This is a genomic window from Moorena sp. SIO4A5 (assembly GCF_010672005.1).
Taxonomy (GTDB): domain Bacteria; phylum Cyanobacteriota; class Cyanobacteriia; order Cyanobacteriales; family Coleofasciculaceae; genus Moorena.
This window is the reverse complement of the sequence record NZ_JAAHHZ010000044.1, coordinates 34,754-52,745: the sequence shown is the minus strand read 5'-3', so window position 1 is coordinate 52,745 and position 17,992 is coordinate 34,754. Positions and strand designations below refer to the sequence as shown.

Below are 17,992 nucleotides of genomic sequence, written 5' to 3'. Positions count from 1 at the left end.
AGGGAGTAGGGAGTAGGGAGTAGGGAGTAGGGAGTAGGGAGTAGGGAGTAGGGAGTAGGGAGTAGGGAGTAGGGAGTAGGGAGTAGGGAGTAGGGAGTAGGGAGTAGGGAGTAGGGAGTAGGGAGTAAAAAAATGTTTGTAATTATACCCAATTATCGAAAACTACTTCTTCGCTCTCGCCACACTACCCACACTACCCCCTCTCCCCACACTCTGTTTCCTGTTTCCTGTTCCCTATTCCCTATTCCCTATTCCCTATTCATACATGCCAGCATTTTGCCTTATGATTCATTAATTACTGATTCCCAAAAATCCAATGATAAAATGGACTAAACAAGCTATTCACAAAAAGTTCCAGTTCGCAAGCTGCTACTAAATCTGTCTTGAGGTGTTGGCGATATCTAATCAGGTGAAGGATAGTCTTGCCCAAATCATTGATTAGGTAAACTAGAATCATGATAGGCTTTTGCCAATGTTGAAAGCGCAACATGCGAGTGGGATACCGACTTAACCCAACACCTCGAAATAATTTCAATAAATAGTCTTTTTCCAAACGCCATTTTGGGATTTGATGCTCAATACACATTTGAGGGTTATGCCAAATTTCCCAACCCGCTTTTTGAATATACGATAAGGTTTCTATATCTTCTCCTTTAGCAGATAGGGATGTCGCACATACCCCCTTGAGCCAAGGCTGTTCAGGAACATTATTTAACCAGGCTCGCTTACGAATCACTAACCCCGCACCGACAGGAAATAACCCTTGACGAGGCTGATAACAAAATGGCTCTTGACCTCGTTCTATGATAGCTATAAAACAAGCAATTCGCTGAAAGTTTTCCGGTGGTGTAACTTCATAGTTTCCATAAATTTGACTACCATAAGCACCAGCTTTTGGATGGGAATGACCAAAATTATAGGCAGCACTAACCCAATCAGGAGTAGGGATATTATCATCATCTAAAAAACCGACATAGTCACCTTTAGACTCTTGGATAGCACGGCGTCGAGCAAATGCTATCCCCTGTTTTGGTTCAAAGTAATATCGAATAGGATAAGCTCCTGGATAGGATTGATATTCCTCAACAATTTTGCTGGTATTATCAGTACTATTATTATCAATAATCAGAATTTCCCAAGCAAAATGGTCGGTTTTAATTTGATACAGTAATCGCTTTAAAACCTTAGGTAGACGAGTTTCGCCGTTATAGGTACAGATAGCAACTGTGAAATCAATCATGGGTAGTCAACCATTAGAGTCCCTTTTGAATTAAGAATGTAGAATTAAGAATTAAGAATTAAGAATTCTACATTCTGCCTTCTACATTCTGCCTTCTGACAGACAACCTACCCTACACCAAACGCCAAGGGCGAACAACATTTTTGAATTAAGAATGTAGAAGGCAGAATTAAGAATTAAGAATTCTACATTCTGCCTTCTGACAGACAACCTACCCTACACCAAACGCCAAGGGCGAACAACCGTCAACCGTTAACCTTCAACCGTTAACCTTCAACCGTTAACCTTCAACCTTACACCTTCAACCTTACACCTTCAACCTTACACCTTCAACGGCTCTGCCTTAACCAACAAAAATAAAAGTCGTAGCAGCATTATCGATCAGGGTTTCAGCCTGCACCTGATTCAGGATTGCCAAGGTTTCATCACCGAAGCTAATCACAGCGTTGTTGCCTTCCTGAGTAACAGATAACTGACCAAAGGTTAACCCGTCTACTAAACCGATCAAGTCTTCACCGACTTGGAAATCCCCAATCTTATCAGTTCCTTCACCAGCGGCCAAGATGAAGGTATCACTACCATCACTAGAGCCATTATCACCAAATAGGGTATCATTGCCAAGACCGCCTCGCAGTAGGTCATCCCCAGCATCACCCCAGATTTGGTCATCACCTTTCTGACCAAACAGGGAATCATTACCGGCTTTTCCACCAATGCGATCGCTTCCAGCACCCCCGTAAATTACATCATCCCCTCCAAGGGTATTGTTAGAGGAACGGCTGTTGAAGTCACCTCGTAATATATCATCTCCATTACCCCCAAAGATAGTATCATTACCTAAGCCACCAGCAACTAGATCATTTCCAGCTCCAGCAATGATTGTCTCATCAGCTTCGGTGCCAACTAGTTCGTCATCTGATGGAGTTCCCGGACCGGGGTTGACTGAAAAGACAGTAATGGTTTTACTGTCTTCTTGAGCCACTACCAGCAGGGGTTCACCATTGGGGCTGTCTTCTACAGGAATAAATGTTAGCCCCTCAGGCTCACGGTCTACTGGATCATCTGGATTGCCACCATTATCATTGGGCAGATATTGGACAAATTCAGGAGCCGTGGGATTAGTGACATCCTAGACAATCACGCCGCCTATTCGTTCGAGACCGATAAACGTGTAAGTGCGATCATTAATGACCCCGGTGACAATTCCTTCCGGTTCTGGTCCTTGATTGTCACTGCGGTCGTCAAAAGTATCAGGAGTGCCGCTAGAATTAAATAGTTCAGGAACTTGCTGAGCTGTAATTCGTTCAAAGTCATCACCACTATCAAACACTAGGTTGCCAAACTCATCCCAAATTGAGAAGGAGCGCCCACCGTAGGAGAATAGCTGGTCAAAATCACCATCATTATCCAAATCCCCATCAATGGTAGATATTCTCAAACGACCCAGTTGAGACTCTGGTTGTAGGGTTTCAGCATCGGGAAAGGCCTCTGGGTCGAGGGTCAAGTTTGCAATCCGTTCCTCTTCATCCCTGATATCCCCTTCATTGGCAGTGACGTAGTAGGTTTGACCGTTTGCCTCAAAGGATGCGATCGCATCTGGTTGGTATAGACCGAAAACGGGCCAATTTTGGATGTTGATGCCATCATCCTCATTACTGGCATCCAGGGCATTGTTCTCACCTAGGTCGATCAGACCTAAGACCACAGGAGTTGGATTGGGGTTCAGAGGAACCGAGCCATCCACCGGAATCTGCTGATCGAGTACTCCAAAGTCATTGTCATTGAGTACAGCCAGTTTGCCATCATCCAGTAGCGCTAGACCTTCTGGTTTATCACCAGCGAGATACCCAATCGAAGGTAGGTTTGTCACCTTAATTTTATTGACCGCCTGAATCCCAAGAGCATCTAGGTCATCTGCACTCAACTGCTCCAGAGTAGAGCCAGTGGGTAGTGTGGGGGCATCCGGAGCAAGCAAATTAGTGGCTGCTGTCAGGTCTATTTGGAAGATAAACTTCTTCGCTGTATCACCAACTGCGGAATCTCGCTCAATGACAAATAATTTTCCATCCTCAGCGTATACCGCATCACCAATCTTATCTACTCGTCCTCCACTACGTAAAGCAGGGTCTTCGAGCAAGTAAACATACTCGGCAACGGCATTACCTGTGGTAGTATCAATTCCGAGAATGCGAATCACATCAGAGCTATCAGAGGTAGCACGGTCTGGATTCTGTAAAGGAGTTTGAATAAAGGCGTAGAGGATATTATCGTCTGGATCCAGAGCTACGGCCTCAAAGCCACGGTTACGGCGGCGATTGGCGTACTCCTCAGGTAAGGACTCAGTGCCAAAGGTTCCCACTGCTGCACCAGCCAAGGCAGCTGTTCCTTGGGGAACAAAGCGGTCAATCAGAACACCATGGGCATCAAAGTGGTAGATAGCTGGACGGTACTCATCCACCATCCAGAAGGTGCCATCAGCAGCGATTACTACCCCTTCCAGGTCAGCACCAAACTCATCTAAGGGCAGCAAATTGCCAGATAAGTCTACTGGTTCTTCATCCACCCCGGCAATATTGGGTAGTCCTGTGATTGGTGTGGTGCTATCTTGACGGGTCAAGAAAATGGTTTCGGTAATGGTGATCTCGCCAGAGCTGGGATTTAACTCAAAGCGGATCACCCGAGCTTGGTAATCCGGTAAGGCAAAGGGTCGTTCCTTACTCCCATCTCCATCCACATCAGTGGGTTTGCCATGGGGTCCCCGGTCAGGAACCGTGACAAACTTCAAGTTGCCAGTTGCTGCATCCGTCCCTTCGTAGAATAAGCCAGACAGTCCGCCCAGTTTAATCTCTTGACCCCCTTCGGTAGTACCAAGTACAGGCAAGTCATTGAACTCAAATAGCTCTAGGGTGGGCTGACCTTGGCTGTGGTCTTTGACACCCAGAGGCACGATATCCACCACTGTAGCGGACTCCAGGTCTACCACCCCAAAGGCATTGTTTTCCTGGAGGTTGACAAAGGCTGTAGTACCATCGCTTGAGACAGCAATGAACTCTGGTTCCACATCCTGAGCAACAGTCTTGTCTGGGAAAATACGTACACCCTTTGCCCGGAATTCCGCTTCACGACCATTGAAGGCACTGAAGTCTGCTGTGGCGACATTGTCTTGGGTTAGAGTTGCTATCCCACCGGACACATCAATAATACTGATCGATCCTTCAGGATCAATGCCATCATCCGCTACTCCTTCATTAGCAACCAGTATTTTGGTGCCATCAGGGGTAAAGGTGAGCATATCGGGTAGGGGCCCCGCTTGCACTACCTTCAGGGCATTGGGGTCAGCCGGATTGTTCTTATAAGCAGCAATATCTATAATTGCTACCTTACCTGGATCAGTAGAGGTGCTAGCTTCTAACGCTAGCGCCAGTAAACCATTGCTATAGGCTACGCTATTTGCTCCGTCAATGTCAGGTATCAAAGAAGCAAGATCAATGGGTGGTATTACCTCAGTTGGATTGGTGGGATCACTGAGGTCTAGCACTTGCACCTCAGTTCCACCAGATACTACAAATAACTCTTGAGATATGGGGTCGTAGGCGGTAATTTCAGCCCCCATCTCACTAGAAAAGCTGCCAATTTTATTTAATATATCTGCCACAAATTTATCCTAGATAGTAGATGGCGAGTACCCAGTTCAGCTATTAGCTATCAACTTCTTTAAAGTTTTATAGCAATAATCATGTACTCATTCCCCTGTTCCGAAGAAACCGCTTCGCGAACAGCAAAATGCTAAAAGTTTCGTTTATACTAAATAATTAAGCGAATAACAATTAGCTTATTTTTTTGGTATGGGTTGCTCAATTAAATAGTTAGGTTAGTAGTGTTAGCGCTAACTTTTTATTTTGTTAACTGTCCTTAAGGTTAACCGTTGATATTCAACAGTTAAACGTCAGCATAATACGTTAATTTTATACCTACTTTTCCTACCTACTTAGTGAGGGTTTGCGCCTGAACTCTACAGCTAGTGTTAATAATTAACCTTTAACCTTGAGATAGTGTAGCGATGGCTGAATAACGCAAATACTGATAGCAGCAAGATAACAGCAAGATAACAGCAAGCAATCTGTGCTTTCTTGAACGTTATTGAATAAGCTATTTGCTCAATCTGATCTGCATTCGCTAACGGAACATCCCATTGATTCTGAACTAATTCAAAAAGAACAGCCAATGGAATTACCCACTCATACTAGGCTTATTACTAGCATGATCATAGTCATAACCTTGACTCCATTTGGGTATGAGCATTTAACTTGATAATCGAGCCACATCAAGATGGACTTTATTTATCTAGTTACCCATAACCTTTGTCTGGAGTTCAAAGGAGTCTACCTAAGCCGATATTCGATTTATTATCAAGTAGATTTTACCCTTTCCCTAATGTCATTACAATCACTAGTTCAGGAACATAGACTTAAGGTTTTATTGAATTTTATTGTCTTGGATTTGATACTCTCCGATTAGCAAACTAAATCCAAATCCTTTGTCTTTGATCTAAGCAACTGGGCTATAGATGCCCGCTGGCTAAGCACCGTCTTCGGAGATGACCAAAGTAATCTTGGTAGCTTTAACCTCCAAGTCGATCCTATCGGTCAGACTAATTGAGCCATAGGTTACTTGACTCAAGAGCTTTTTGGTTTTAAGTAAAACTATACTATAAAAGAGTCTACTCTAGTAACCTTTACATAATCTTACATAATTTGCTATTTTTGTGACGTCAGCTTTACTTAAAATTTACATTAATAGCTACAGGTTTGGGTTTGGATCCAAAATCGGGTGGGTGTAGGGTCTTACCCTCTTGGCCAAAGCTCTTCACACTCCCGACTCCAATTCCTAATACTAAGCTGTCACACATTTAAATTGTGATGTGAATCGGGAATCGGGAATCGGGAATCGGGAATCGGGAATCGGGAATCGGGAATCGGGAACAGGTAACTTCGGCTCAGGGAACAGGTAAACAATCATCTGTACCTCATTACTATGAGAACCGCTATAAGCAAAATTAGCTAAAAACTAACTAAAACTCATTAGTTATGATCCCAATTTACCTATTCCAGGTTACCTATTATTAAGTAGTTTGATAAAGAAACAGCGAATCTGGGAAGTGAGGGAGTTATGATGTCTCGATTATTACCCTTAATACAAATCTCCCCATCTCCCGACTCCCTATTCCCCTACTTCCTAATTTGAGAATTGCTATAAGATCACCAAATCCCTTTCAGCAAGGGTTGTTACTCCTAACACTACTGCTAGGGTTTCATCTCCAACATTGATTAGAGAATTATTACTATCGGAGGTGATAGACACATCACCAAAGCTTAAACCATTGCCTAAACCAATTAAGTCAGTGCCCAGCTCGAAGTCTGTAATCGTGTCAGTACCTTCCCCAATCTCTAGGACAAAGGTATCACTGCCACTACCATTAGAAAAGTTATCTCCAGTCAGAGTATCATTACCGAGACCACCACTTAATAGGTCATCCCCAGCATCACCCCAGAGTTGATCATCTCCGAAGCCACCATAGAGGGAGTCATTACCAGATTTCCCGCCAATGCGATCGCTTCCTGAACCACCATAGATAATATCATCACCACCAGCGTTACCACCTGGGGCCTTGCTATTGCTATCTCCCCGTAGGATATCATCGCCATTGCCACCAAATATGATATCATTACCCAATCCCCCAGCAATGGTATCATTTCCATCAAAGCCATTGATCAGATCAGCATCAATAGTTCCAATCAACTCGTCAGCCCCTTGAGTACCGTTAATCTCGGAGGTAGTTTCTACTATTGCTGTCGGAGATTGAATATTATCGAGGTCTAGCCCAAATGCTAGGAATTGGGTAATCTGGCTGTCATTGAAATTGTTATCGCTAGCAACAATTAGGGATTGTCTGCCATCAGGTAAGGTTGGACAAGCCTTGGTCATCGAAGAATGTAGGATGCTTGGTTTCACGATAGATACCGATTTTTTTACCAGTTTCCGCTTCTACCTGCTGGAGTAGTTCGATAACCTCTTTGAAAGTGGGAATTTCAAACTGACCATCAAACTCATCACTACGAAAGTCACGAGACTGAACAGCACGCAGTTGCTTGATTTCTGCTAAGGTGAAATCTTCAGCAAAGTAACCAGTAATTTCTTCACCATCCAGAAGTTTGGTGGACTTGCGGTCTTCACCAAATACTTCAGCTACGTTAGTGGTATCATCTAGCAACGGTTCGTGACGAGCAATCAAGACACCGTCTTTAGTGATTACTAGGTCAGGCTCAATGAAATCAGCCCCTTGTTCAATGGCAAGAGCGTAAGCTTCTAAGGTATGCTCTGGACGATCACCACTAGCACCCCGGTGTCCAATCACTAGGGGAGGATCACCATCAAGGGTATTGAACTTTAAATCTGGGTTTTGAGGCGATCGCACAAATTCCCCTGTGGTATTGCCGGGGATATTGGGAGTGGAAATAGGGGCTTCGAGCAGTTTACCAGTGCTATCGAAGTGAAGTATAAACGGACCGAATTCCTCACCAATCCAGATATCGCCTTTAGCATCAATCACAAAAGACTCGATATCAAAATTAGCCCCGGTCAGAAAGCGATCGCTACTGTCTTCGTTGACAATCTTGAAAGGAATCTTGCCATCAGGGTCAGACAGTTGAACAAAGCCTTCAATCTCAACACTACCATCTCCATCCTCTGCACCCTTGAAATCAGGGTTAACTTGATAGAGTCTGAGCAAATAATCAGCACTATTCTGTTGGGCTCCAAAACCGTTATCTGATAGGAACCAAAAAGAGCCACCCCCACTAGGAGCAAACTGAACACCACTAAAGCCTTGAACAGGTTGTCCATCAAACGGACCCGTGCGACCATTGGCAGAAATCGGTTCACCCCTGCCATTGTCTGCACCAGACTGGGGTCCTTCTGCAAAGGTATCAGCTGGTAAAGATGCAAATCCTTTTAATTTCATAAAATCCTGGAATCAACGAGACTAAAACTCTCGAATTTAGGGTTTTTATATCTAGAGAAGAAGCACAGAAACTAGCTAAATTGTGTCAGCATTTCAGCTTTCAGCTATCACCTAGTACGTAATTGTTGCCAACATTAAATCGCCTTGGCCTAGGTTTACGTGATGATTGAAACTGGCTGACCTCCCTTAGTAATGGTTTCATTTCCAGGTTAAATTTTGATTGTAATTATATAAACATAATTATAAGGTTTGGTTAAAGCTTGTTTTTGAAGTCGCTGTCAATTTTTAGTGTAATTTTATCTGAGTAGGGTATAAAGATTTTGTAAAGTTAACCTAGATGTAATTTTAACTTAATTTTTTTAGTTTTTTATTAACCTTGAGGCTAGAGATTTTTTATATAATCCCTGACTAAGTAAGGTGTCGGCCAAGAATTTTGTTATCAAGGATTTTAACAATTAGTTTTTAGCAAAGGGAGTAGGAAATAGGGAACAGCGGATCTGGAAATAATTATTTTTGATTTTTTTTAAGTAAGTATTCAGCCGTTGGCCACGCAACTTGGTATTAGCATTAAATTGTGAAAATGCAATAGTTTTTGATAACACTTTTATCTCACTCCTCTCACTAATCCCACTAATCCCAGTTGCCCCTACTGCTTGAGATTGTGAAAATGCAATAGTTTTTTAGCACTCCCACACCTCCCACACTACCCACACTTACAACACTACCCACATTTACCACACTTACCACACCTACCACAAGCCCTGAAATAGCGACAGTGCAATAGTTTTTCCAAATCTTTGCATTTTTGGGAAAATAGTGTTAATATAATAATATCGTTAAAGCAATGGTTTACTCCCCATGATGATTTCCACCGCACAAGCCGCTGAATTACTGGGTGTTTCTGCCACTCGCGTCCGTTACCTTCTGGGCAAAGGCAGAGTTAAAGGCGCTTATAAGGTGGGTAGAACTTGGGTGATTCCGTTGTTTGATGGTATGCCGGTGGTCACTCCTGGCACTCGCGGACCAAAACGGAACTGGTCAAAGCGTACAGAGTACACTAAGGCTGTGATTCATGTTAACCAGAAAGTCATTCGCCAAAATCTCAAGACCGGGGAGCGTAATCCTGTGATTACGGTGAAGCGAGGCTCTAAAAATGTTTACGGTCATACGGTAGAGGTCAATGGCCCTTGTCGGGTGATGTATCGCCCAGATGATCCCCTCAAGTGTGGAGCACGGGTGTGGATTGAGACGATTTCTGATTTTGAAGTAATATCGGCTTGATGGGATGGGATGTGAATGCGATCGCTTTTAGCGGAAGCTTCGCTTCATCGCATAGCGTGACCTACTGTCAATCCCTTAGCGTGACCTATGGTCAATCCCATCAAACCAGTCAATGTGGCTTAAGTCCCCTTTTGCCTTTTGCCTTTTGCCTTTTGCCTTTTGCCTTTTACCTTTTTCTTCAAACAAAGAATTAACTTAGCAGAAAAATTGAGTAGTGTAAAACACTGTTTTGTGCGAGTTTACCGCCATTTCATTAATTTTTGGAGATATTTCTGGCTTTCTTAGTAAAATATCCTGATTCCATTGAAGAGTAGCGAAGATTTGATCAGCCAACTATTACTCTGCGACTCTGCTCTTGGCCATGAAAAACAAAATTATCAAATCTCTTGTTATTTTTGTTATTGGAGTAAGCATTGTTTTCTTGCTCGGTATATTCACAAAAGCTTTTGCTCAGTCTCATCACATCTTAATGTGTCATTGGATCACTTCAAAATGTTATGCACCCCTACATTACAAGAGAAAATTCCAAAATAAGAATCAGACTCCAATTGTAGGTTACCTTCAATCAGGTATTAAGGTAAATTCTATAGAAGAATTCAGTAATAATAATGTCGATTTTGTCAAAATAAAACTGGATTATAATAATGAATTTTGGATTCTTAAAGAATTATTATACGACTGCAAAAATGAACCAGATGGAAAAATTTGTACAATCGTAAATTAGAATAAAAAAAAATCAAGTTTTTATCTACCAAAAGAAATGCTTAAATAGCTGACATCGCCTTTGAAAATCAGGGTTATTAACTACATTTTCAGGATTCTTACCTTTGTAAAAATCGTTTATATATATATCCTTACAATCCAAGTATTCTTTCGCTAAATAAGCCACACCGATCAAGACCGAAGCCAAAACAGTAATAACTATAACAGGTTTTGATAGAAGTTTCTTAAGTAAGGTAAGTATTATCAAACTATCTGCTTGTGAACTTGCCTGTATCCCCTCTTCGGTAACTAAAGGCTTACCTAAATGGCGATCATCCCTTGGTGCATTAGCAATGTGGATTTTAGAACCTTCCTGATCAGTATAGATTTTAGGATTCATGGCAGGAAGGGTTTCTCGAATCTTATTTTTGATGTACTTATGTAACTCATCCAGAGAAATCACTCTATCCCGATTCAAATCAGCTTTTCCCGTTTCAATGCCTTCTACCAAATACTGAGTGTAAATTGAGAGCTGTTTGTCCAATTGACTAAAGGAATAGTCAGTTGAAGAAGCGAGAATAGCACGCCCTTCCCCTCCTAATTGATTTTGAAGATCGACAGAGCCATCATCTTTAACTAGTAGACCCTTACGGAAAGCTGCACTAAAGCAACAGTCGAGGATAACCACTTGTCGCTTGGAGCGGCTACCTTTCATAATGTCATGGATAGCCTTAGCGGAAACTGCGGTTGTCCTAACTAGTTCTCCCTGTGGATTCTTACGAGTAATACGATTTGCTAAGTACAGTTGATTGCTGCTATCTTTAACACCGTGACCTGAAAAGAACAGTAACACCAAATCATCTTTTGTAGAACTGGTGAATAACTCTTCAATAGCCTCCGCCATTTCCTGTCGATCAGGATTGCTGAGAGCTTTGACATCAACAAAATTACCCAGTTGTGGGGAACCCAGTATTCGTTTGATTTCCTCTAAATCTTTGGTTGCGCCAGGTAGTGGCTCTAACCCCTCTCCATATTCACTGACTCCAATCAACAGCGCTCGTTTTACCCCTTGTGATTGGCGAGCATCCTTTACATGGAGCTGTTTATGGCTTGGCTTGTCTCGCACAACTGGCTGATTCAGAAGTTGCAATACTGACTCATTTCGAGATTGAACTACTGGAGCATCTTGCACTTGCATGAAAATCACAGGTGTGGCAAAATCTCGTTTCCCATACCCTGTTGAGTCATGGAGACTAATTTCTCGTCGTCCTTCCTGTACTGCTATATCCGCTGACTTGCCTTGAGCTAATTGTTTATAAAAGTGGCAGGCAAATCGGCTAGCTGTGCTATTAGACACTGGATACTGCATGGCCACGACTACAGGAATAATTTGCTGTACAACCTTGGAAGCTAGCCCTACAGATGGTTTCGATGTAGACTCCATTGCTCCCTGACATGCCTGCAACACAATAATTCCAGGTCGATGGCGATTCAATAGCTCACTAAAGTCATTGGCGCTAATCCAGCGTGCCTGATCGAATTCATCAACCAAGGCAATTTCGCCATTTTCATTATGAAAACGACCATGACCGATGAAATGAAAAATGTGAGGCTTTTCAATTAGAATATCATTAATAGCTTTGCGGCTAGCTGGATTCACTACTGGTAACAATTCCACCTGCTCTGGTTGTTCCTGGGCTAGTGTTTCTATCGCCGCCTGCACTTCTTCGTAGGCAACCGGATTTAAATCTGTGGGTGCAGAGACAACTAAGGCAATCCGCATTTTTTCATTTGCGCCTAACTGAATCGGTGATGCTGGAATCGGCTGTGAGGGCAGGCGCGAGAAGACCAAGCCAGGTGCAGTAGCCAACCACATTGTTCCTAACTTCTTCCTTTGAGGCAAACACATAAATTCCCAGGGGAACGCTGCCACTTCAGGGATATTTTGCTCGTCAATATCTAGCTCTACCCGTAGCAGTTGCTGTTTAGTGCCAACAACTTCGTTATAAAATCTTATAAAGTCATAACAAAGGACATCATCAAACAAGGTATCAAACAACGCTTCTCCCAGAAACCTCGACTGGTTAGCATCATTGATTCCATTTTTACGAACTTCTTCGATTAACTCCCTGACTTCTGGGGTGATCTTATCCTGATAGCGAAATACTCCAGGGATTATATTATCGGGCTTTCCAGGTTCTTCCTTTTCAACCCGCACTCTACGAGGATTTATCAGGTAGATGCGATAGGTGTATTTGGCTCTAGTCATAACTGTCCGATCAGATAAAGCTGATTAATTGCTAAGCATTCAGCGGTCAGTGGTCAGCCATCAGTAGTCAGCCGTCAGTGGTCAGCCGTCAGGTTATTTTATTCAAAAGTTGAGTAGAGTGGCACAGGCTTCTAGCCTGTGACCTAACCCATAAGCTGATAGTTGATAGCTGACCACTGATAACTGATAACTGATAACTGATAGCTGATAGCTGATAACTGAATGCTTACCATAGATTTACAATAAAAAGATGCACCCGATTTAAGTAGCTAAATCCTGTGTAAGATTAGCTTTCGGTAGCTTCAATATCCATTCCTTGACATCACTACGACTGAATTTAATTGCCGCCTGATTCTTATTTCGTATTAAGGTTTGGAATCTATCTGCCAGATCACTGAAAACATCACGGATATCAGCAGTTAACCAGTTCATATTTGGTTCAACCCAAACCATACCTCGCAAATTAATAGACTTTATTTCCTTGGGCACTTTAAAGACAATAGCAAATTGGACTGTCGGTATTTTTTGGATTTCCGGCTCTTCAATGCGCCAGTAACACCTTGAGTTACCTTCACCTTGGGAAATCATTTCAAAGTGACCAGCTTCGTAAGCATACTCAGGAATGACAATGAATGCCTTCAGTTCGTTCTTCTTTGCTACATTAGCTTTGAGCTCCCCAGGAAGAGTGGTAAGTTCGGCTACTTCAGTCCCATCAATCCCGATACTCCAATCAAGATTGCTATTGATAGCTAAATTCATGCCCACCCCAAAGTTCATTACAGGTCGCCATTGGCTTTTGGGGAAAATAGACTGAACGATCGGCTCTTTTTCTCCTTTGGGACTGAAGTCAAGCTCACAGCATAATCGCCAAAATCTAACCCCTGGTTTAGGACGTAAATCGACAGTAACAGTCATGTAATAGAAATCAAATGCATCACGCATTTGCTGCCGATAAATGTTGGTCAATCCCTCTTCAGTTTCTTCAAATAGGTCTTCGGTAAGTAATATCAACTTATCCCTAGGATTGCCAAAGCTAACTTTACTTTCCAGCAAGCTTTTAACAGCGGTTGCACCTATACCAAGCTTTGTACTTTCATGCAGGGGACTTTCCCATTTGTTTACTTGCTCAAACAGGTCAGCCAATAAAGTCTCAGCTTCTTGGGGATTGGGTAGCGGAATGTTTTCATCGATCATTGACTTCAGCTCTATTTAGATTGACAAAGTTACTACACTTGGCAGCGACGTATAGCACGAGCCACAATCACATAATTATTGATCAGGTTACTGGCAAGCTGCATCTACAGCTTCCATGGATAAGAGGGAAGTTAGAGAAGTTGACAACCCGCCTTTTCAATTAAATCCGTAATTTTCCCAGACTTATAAATTATAAAAATTAGTATTATATTACTATCTAGTATTATCAGCTATCAGGGTTGTAATTGAGGTAACAACAACTTGTCTAGCCAAGCCATAACAACTAGCTATATTTTTATGATTATGTACTTTGAGCATAGTTTATTTGATAATAGTATACCACAATCCTGAACAAGAGGAACCAAGATAAAGACAATTTTCGTCTAATCTTTTATTCTTTCATTAGATAAAATAACCCCTTTCCAAATAGGTCATGAACGCTAAGGCTGATTTCTGATCACATCAAAAAATCCTGGAGCCCTTTCCTACTATTCTCTTTTAGCTGTTTTCTGTTCCCTGTTAGAGCAATCCTCTGTTTACATCTCATTTGAAAACCCTAATTTCCCCGAAACAATCGATAAATTTTAAGAGTTATGAATTGACAAAAAAGCCAAAGTGTGCATAAAGCGGTTTTCTATTCGGTTAGGTACAAAGTCCTGGGTTTTTAGGGAGCAGGGAGCAGGGAGCAGGGAGCAGGGAGCAGTGAAGAGGCAAGAGTTAGTATTTCGACAATGCAATAGTTTTTGATAACCCTCTTAACTTAAGACCCCCACAATACCTATACACTCCATATATCCCACCAGATGATATAGCAGAAGTCAGAAGTCAGAAGTCAGAAGTCAGAAGTCAGAAGTCAAACTCTTGCGCTTACTTAGGTTTGAGACTTTTGTCATGTCCGCGCCTGCCCTGGCGACTGCTATAAATTGCGACAATGCAATAGTTTTTACCACCTTTTTATAGTATTAATATTATTTACCCTATAAACTCCATACATCCCACCAGATGAGAAATTGCGACAATGCAATAGTTGTTAACCACCCTTTTATAATTTTTAACTTACTACACCCACTAGCCCCATTTTTTCCTTTAAATTGCGATGATGCAATAGTTTTGCCATGCCCTTGCCTTTTCAAAACAAGTGTGTTAATATAATAATATCGTAAAAGCAATGGTTTACTCCCCATGATGATTTCCACTGCACAAGCCGCTGAATTACTCGGTGTTTCTGCCACTCGCGTCCGTTACCTTCTGGGCAAAGGCAGAGTTAAAGGCGCTTATAAGGTGGGCAGAACTTGGGTGATTCCGTTGTTTGATGGTATGCCGGTGGTCACCCCTGGCACTCGCGGACCAAAACGGAACTGGTCAAAGCGTACAAATTACACTAAGGCTGTGATCCACGTTAATCAGAAAGTCATTCGCCAAAATCTCAAGACCGGGGAGCGTAATCCTGTGATTACCGTCAAGCGAGGCTCTAAAAATGTTTATGGTCATACGGTAGAGGTCAATGGCCCCTGTCGGGTGATGTATCGTCCGGACAATCCACTAGATTGTGGAGCAAGGGTGTGGATTGAGACGATTTCTGATTTTGAAGTGATTTCAGCTTGATGGGGAATTTGCCTTGGCGTAGCTTGGCCTACCGCCAATTCCATTAAAATCGAATCAACTACAAGCTGCCTTATCATTGATGAGCGAAACTTTAGCGATCGCGTTTTTTAGATGACCGAGACAGTAGCGATCGCGTTTTTTAGATGAGCGAGACTTTAGCGATCGCGTTTTTTAGATGACCGAGATTTTAGCGATCGCGTTTTTTAGATGAGCGAGACAGTAGCGATCGCGTTTTTTAGATGACCGAGACTTTAGCGATCGCGTTTTTTAGATGACCGAGATTTTAGCGATCGCGTTTTTTAGATGACCGAGATTTTAGCGATCGCGTTTTTTAGCAATTGTATTTTTTTGGTTCCACAAGAAGTATGGACAACTTAGTCATTACATTACTAAACTGTTGTCCATTTATATTGGATATTATTCAGTGAGAAGCAAAACGAAGCAAAACCGTCAAACCCTATCCCTCTGCTCCCTGTTCCCTACTCCCTACTCCCTACTCCCTACTCCCTACTCCCTTGCTGTCATAACCAGCTTAGCCACTTAGCAAAGCTTCCACAAATTCATAACTAGAGAAAGGCCGCAAATCTTCAATCCCTTCCCCTGCACCAATAAACCGAATCGGTAAGCCTAGTTCCCGCACTACTGCTAAAGCGACACCACCTTTAGCACTTCCATCCAATTTTGTCAATACCACCCCACTCAGTTTTGCTGCCTCTGAGAAGACTTGTGCTTGACGTAAACCATTTTGACCCAAAGTAGCATCCAGCACTAGCAAGGATTCAACTTTGGCATCTGGGGCTTTTTTAGCGACAATTCGCCGAATTTTCGCCAATTCCTCCATTAGATTTTTCTTATTTTGTAATCGTCCTGCTGTATCCACCAACAGTAATTCGGTATTTCTAGATTGGGCAGCACTAATGCCATCAAACACAACAGCAGCTGGATCAGTATTCTTACCAGGATTAGCAATCACTTCAGTACCACTGCGCTCTCCCCAAATCTTAACTTGTTCGACTGCAGCAGCTCGAAAGGTATCTGCTGCTGCAATTAAACAACGGTAGCCTGACTTCTGACCTAAGTTAGCCAGTTTACCAATAGTAGTAGTTTTACCAGCACCATTGACTCCAGTCATCAGCCAGATATTCAAGGTATCGTTTTCTGGAGCAAAGATCCGGCTGTAATTGTTACTGTAAGGTTGCTCTAGCAAATCTCTGATGATTTGTTTGAGATATGCGATCGCTTTTTCTGCTGGTAGAGACTCCTCCCGCAACCTAGCTTGTAGAGTATCAATAATATAGTCAGTGGCCTCAACTCCTACATCTGCTTGTAACAGCAGTGCCTCAATCTCCATTACCGCGTCTTGATTCAACGGGCCTTGACCCACAATCGCCTTTATTTGGTTAATCAAGCCACGACGAGTTTTGCCCAATCCCTGACGCAGTTGCTTGAGCCAGCTAATTTCCTCGATCGAGATATCCTCAGGACTTCTTCCTTGAGATGCCAACACTTCTGCTGACCACAAGAACCCATCATCAAAGTCCAGACCAAGCACATTTTGATCTATCTCTGCTTCCCCTCCATCCTCGATCACAGTTGCCACTTCGGGTTCCGGTTCAGGGGTCTCAATAGCTGTTTCCTTAAGACGTTCCAGTCGTGCTAGTCGGTTAGTGCTTGCTCGACGGGCCCAACTCGGACCAGAAGCGGGCGTTTCTTCCTCTGTTGTCTCAGCTGATGGAGCTATATCAGTTGTCAAGGCATCTGACTCAGGGATTGGTTTATTCTCAACCAAGGTCATACCTATAGATGAGTCATGATTAGACTTAACTGAATCCACTGAATCCGATGGTGTTGATACTGCCTCCTCTACTATCTGATCAGAGAATTGCTCGGTTACTGGTTCCACCGTTTCAGAAGTATCTACCGAAGCTTCACTAACCGTAGACTCTTCTAATTCAGATTCTGCTTGTGATTGTGCTTGTGATTGTGCTTGTAATTGTGCTTTTGATTCTTCTTCAACAGTTATCTGAGCTATCTCAGCCGCAACTGTCGTGTCAGTTTCCTCAGACCCTTCCGATGTTTCAGCCGCTGGAGATTCAATCTCTTGTGATTCTTGAGGTTTTGCCGCCGTAGCCGTTGCTGCTGGCTGAGCCGTTGTATCATCTACTGGCTTACTTTCAGTAGTGTCTGTCTCTGGAGATTGATCTACTTGTTGCTTTTGAACATTTTTGTAGGCAGCTTTTGCCCAACTCAGGTAATCCTCAGCTGCTGCTGAGGATGACTCTTGGACAGATTTAGAATCAGCTTGGTCTATTGGTTGTTGCTCTGTTGCCTTTTGTTCCGATTCTACTTGAGATGTATCAGAGTCCTTTTTCTCAGCAGACCCTGCGCTAGCATCAGACTTTCGGTGGAACCAATTAAAGACCATTACCCTTACTTGACTATGGCGTCAATTAACTATATATATTCAATATTTGATTTAGGTTTTGAGTGCTTAGCCCTAGGCTAATCCCCAAGCGTTTGTCTTAATTTTATCGATATTTGAGTTAATATTATTAATTTTCTAATATAGTCTTGCCTATTAGCCGAATTTTATTCTATTCCCGATACTCCTCATCTCTACGGTAGTGCTACACAAGTAGTGATTTTAGCTCCCGTTACCTTGACCAGACCCTAGCCAAAT

At 42.6% G+C, this 17,992-nt stretch carries 15 protein-coding genes; 3 read left to right on the top strand and 12 right to left on the bottom strand.

Annotated elements, in window-relative coordinates; genetic code table 11:
- Positions 1–295: 295 nt before the first annotated feature.
- The 7 genes from hpsE to F6K57_RS15760 all read right to left on the bottom strand — a co-directional run bounded on the left by hpsE (position 296) and on the right by F6K57_RS15760 (position 8,863).
- Positions 296–1,240, bottom strand: a complete 945-nt coding sequence (hpsE, locus tag F6K57_RS15785; protein ID WP_293069145.1) for a hormogonium polysaccharide biosynthesis glycosyltransferase HpsE — start codon at positions 1,238–1,240, stop codon at positions 296–298.
- 343 nt (positions 1,241–1,583) lie between these two features.
- Positions 1,584–2,222 (bottom strand): calcium-binding protein, encoded by a 639-nt coding sequence (locus F6K57_RS42005; protein WP_364303058.1) that lies wholly within the window; start codon positions 2,220–2,222, stop codon positions 1,584–1,586.
- Between the two features lie 147 nt (positions 2,223–2,369).
- Positions 2,370–4,895 carry an esterase-like activity of phytase family protein gene (locus F6K57_RS15780; RefSeq protein ID WP_364303055.1) on the bottom strand — a complete coding sequence of 842 codons (2,526 nt, stop codon included), beginning with the start codon at positions 4,893–4,895 and terminating at the stop codon, positions 2,370–2,372.
- A 1,238-nt stretch (positions 4,896–6,133) separates the two neighbouring features.
- Entirely contained in the window at positions 6,134–6,259 is a 126-nt protein-coding gene (locus tag F6K57_RS15775) for a hypothetical protein (RefSeq protein WP_293044904.1), read from the bottom strand.
- 231 nt (positions 6,260–6,490) lie between these two features.
- Positions 6,491–7,225, bottom strand: coding sequence for a calcium-binding protein (locus F6K57_RS15770; protein WP_293026455.1), 735 nt, complete (start codon positions 7,223–7,225; stop codon positions 6,491–6,493).
- Complete coding sequence (locus F6K57_RS15765) at positions 7,197–8,261, bottom strand: glycerophosphodiester phosphodiesterase family protein (RefSeq protein ID WP_293044909.1); 1,065 nt, start codon at positions 8,259–8,261, stop codon at positions 7,197–7,199. Before F6K57_RS15765 ends, F6K57_RS15770 begins: the two co-directional genes overlap by 29 nt.
- A gap of 455 nt (positions 8,262–8,716) precedes the next feature.
- Positions 8,717–8,863, bottom strand: coding sequence for a hypothetical protein (locus F6K57_RS15760; RefSeq protein WP_293044911.1), 147 nt, complete (start codon positions 8,861–8,863; stop codon positions 8,717–8,719).
- A gap of 256 nt (positions 8,864–9,119) precedes the next feature.
- On the opposite strand from F6K57_RS15760, the gene F6K57_RS15755 reads away from it, so the two are divergent.
- Positions 9,120–9,542 carry a helix-turn-helix domain-containing protein gene (locus tag F6K57_RS15755; RefSeq protein WP_044492023.1) on the top strand — a complete coding sequence of 141 codons (423 nt, stop codon included), beginning with the start codon at positions 9,120–9,122 and terminating at the stop codon, positions 9,540–9,542.
- Between the two features lie 361 nt (positions 9,543–9,903).
- Positions 9,904–10,266, top strand: coding sequence for a hypothetical protein (locus tag F6K57_RS15750; RefSeq protein WP_293069142.1), 363 nt, complete (start codon positions 9,904–9,906; stop codon positions 10,264–10,266).
- Positions 10,267–10,290: 24 nt separating this feature from the next.
- Here F6K57_RS15750 and F6K57_RS15745 read toward each other — a convergent pair whose 3' ends face one another.
- The 4 genes from F6K57_RS15745 to F6K57_RS15730 all read right to left on the bottom strand — a co-directional run bounded on the left by F6K57_RS15745 (position 10,291) and on the right by F6K57_RS15730 (position 14,891).
- A complete protein-coding gene (locus F6K57_RS15745) occupies positions 10,291–12,513 on the bottom strand; it encodes a CHAT domain-containing protein (RefSeq protein ID WP_293069140.1) in 2,223 nt (740 codons plus the stop codon).
- Positions 12,514–12,774: 261 nt separating this feature from the next.
- Positions 12,775–13,707, bottom strand: coding sequence for a hypothetical protein (locus F6K57_RS15740; RefSeq protein ID WP_293069138.1), 933 nt, complete (start codon positions 13,705–13,707; stop codon positions 12,775–12,777).
- 584 nt (positions 13,708–14,291) lie between these two features.
- Positions 14,292–14,444 carry a hypothetical protein gene (locus F6K57_RS15735; RefSeq protein ID WP_293069136.1) on the bottom strand — a complete coding sequence of 51 codons (153 nt, stop codon included), beginning with the start codon at positions 14,442–14,444 and terminating at the stop codon, positions 14,292–14,294.
- A 240-nt stretch (positions 14,445–14,684) separates the two neighbouring features.
- Complete coding sequence (locus tag F6K57_RS15730; RefSeq protein ID WP_293069134.1) at positions 14,685–14,891, bottom strand: hypothetical protein; 207 nt, start codon at positions 14,889–14,891, stop codon at positions 14,685–14,687.
- Here F6K57_RS15730 and F6K57_RS15725 point away from each other — a divergent pair.
- Positions 14,890–15,312 (top strand): helix-turn-helix domain-containing protein, encoded by a 423-nt coding sequence (locus F6K57_RS15725; protein ID WP_293030190.1) that lies wholly within the window; start codon positions 14,890–14,892, stop codon positions 15,310–15,312. The two genes, F6K57_RS15730 and F6K57_RS15725, sit on opposite strands and share 2 nt — an antisense overlap.
- A 532-nt stretch (positions 15,313–15,844) precedes the next feature.
- Here the strand turns inward: F6K57_RS15725 and ftsY are convergent.
- Complete coding sequence (gene ftsY / locus F6K57_RS15720; RefSeq protein ID WP_293069132.1) at positions 15,845–17,737, bottom strand: signal recognition particle-docking protein FtsY; 1,893 nt, start codon at positions 17,735–17,737, stop codon at positions 15,845–15,847.
- Positions 17,738–17,992: the final 255 nt, after the last annotated feature.

What these genes read in the sequence shown, in the direction of transcription:
- F6K57_RS15755 (WP_044492023.1), top strand. Translation starts at nt 9,120, where the DNA reads ATGATGATTTCCACCGCACAAGCCGCTGAATTACTGGGTGTTTCTGCC.
- F6K57_RS15770 (WP_293026455.1), bottom strand. Translation starts at nt 7,225, where the DNA reads ATGACCAAGGCTTGTCCAACCTTACCTGATGGCAGACAATCCCTAATT.
- F6K57_RS15750 (WP_293069142.1), top strand. Translation starts at nt 9,904, where the DNA reads ATGAAAAACAAAATTATCAAATCTCTTGTTATTTTTGTTATTGGAGTA.
- F6K57_RS15765 (WP_293044909.1), bottom strand. Translation starts at nt 8,261, where the DNA reads ATGAAATTAAAAGGATTTGCATCTTTACCAGCTGATACCTTTGCAGAA.
- F6K57_RS15730 (WP_293069134.1), bottom strand. Translation starts at nt 14,891, where the DNA reads ATGGGGAGTAAACCATTGCTTTTACGATATTATTATATTAACACACTT.
- F6K57_RS15775 (WP_293044904.1), bottom strand. Translation starts at nt 6,259, where the DNA reads ATGATTGTTTACCTGTTCCCTGAGCCGAAGTTACCTGTTCCCGATTCC.
- F6K57_RS15725 (WP_293030190.1), top strand. Translation starts at nt 14,890, where the DNA reads ATGATGATTTCCACTGCACAAGCCGCTGAATTACTCGGTGTTTCTGCC.
- hpsE (WP_293069145.1), bottom strand. Translation starts at nt 1,240, where the DNA reads ATGATTGATTTCACAGTTGCTATCTGTACCTATAACGGCGAAACTCGT.
- F6K57_RS15745 (WP_293069140.1), bottom strand. Translation starts at nt 12,513, where the DNA reads ATGACTAGAGCCAAATACACCTATCGCATCTACCTGATAAATCCTCGT.
- ftsY (WP_293069132.1), bottom strand. Translation starts at nt 17,737, where the DNA reads ATGGTCTTTAATTGGTTCCACCGAAAGTCTGATGCTAGCGCAGGGTCT.
- F6K57_RS15740 (WP_293069138.1), bottom strand. Translation starts at nt 13,707, where the DNA reads ATGATCGATGAAAACATTCCGCTACCCAATCCCCAAGAAGCTGAGACT.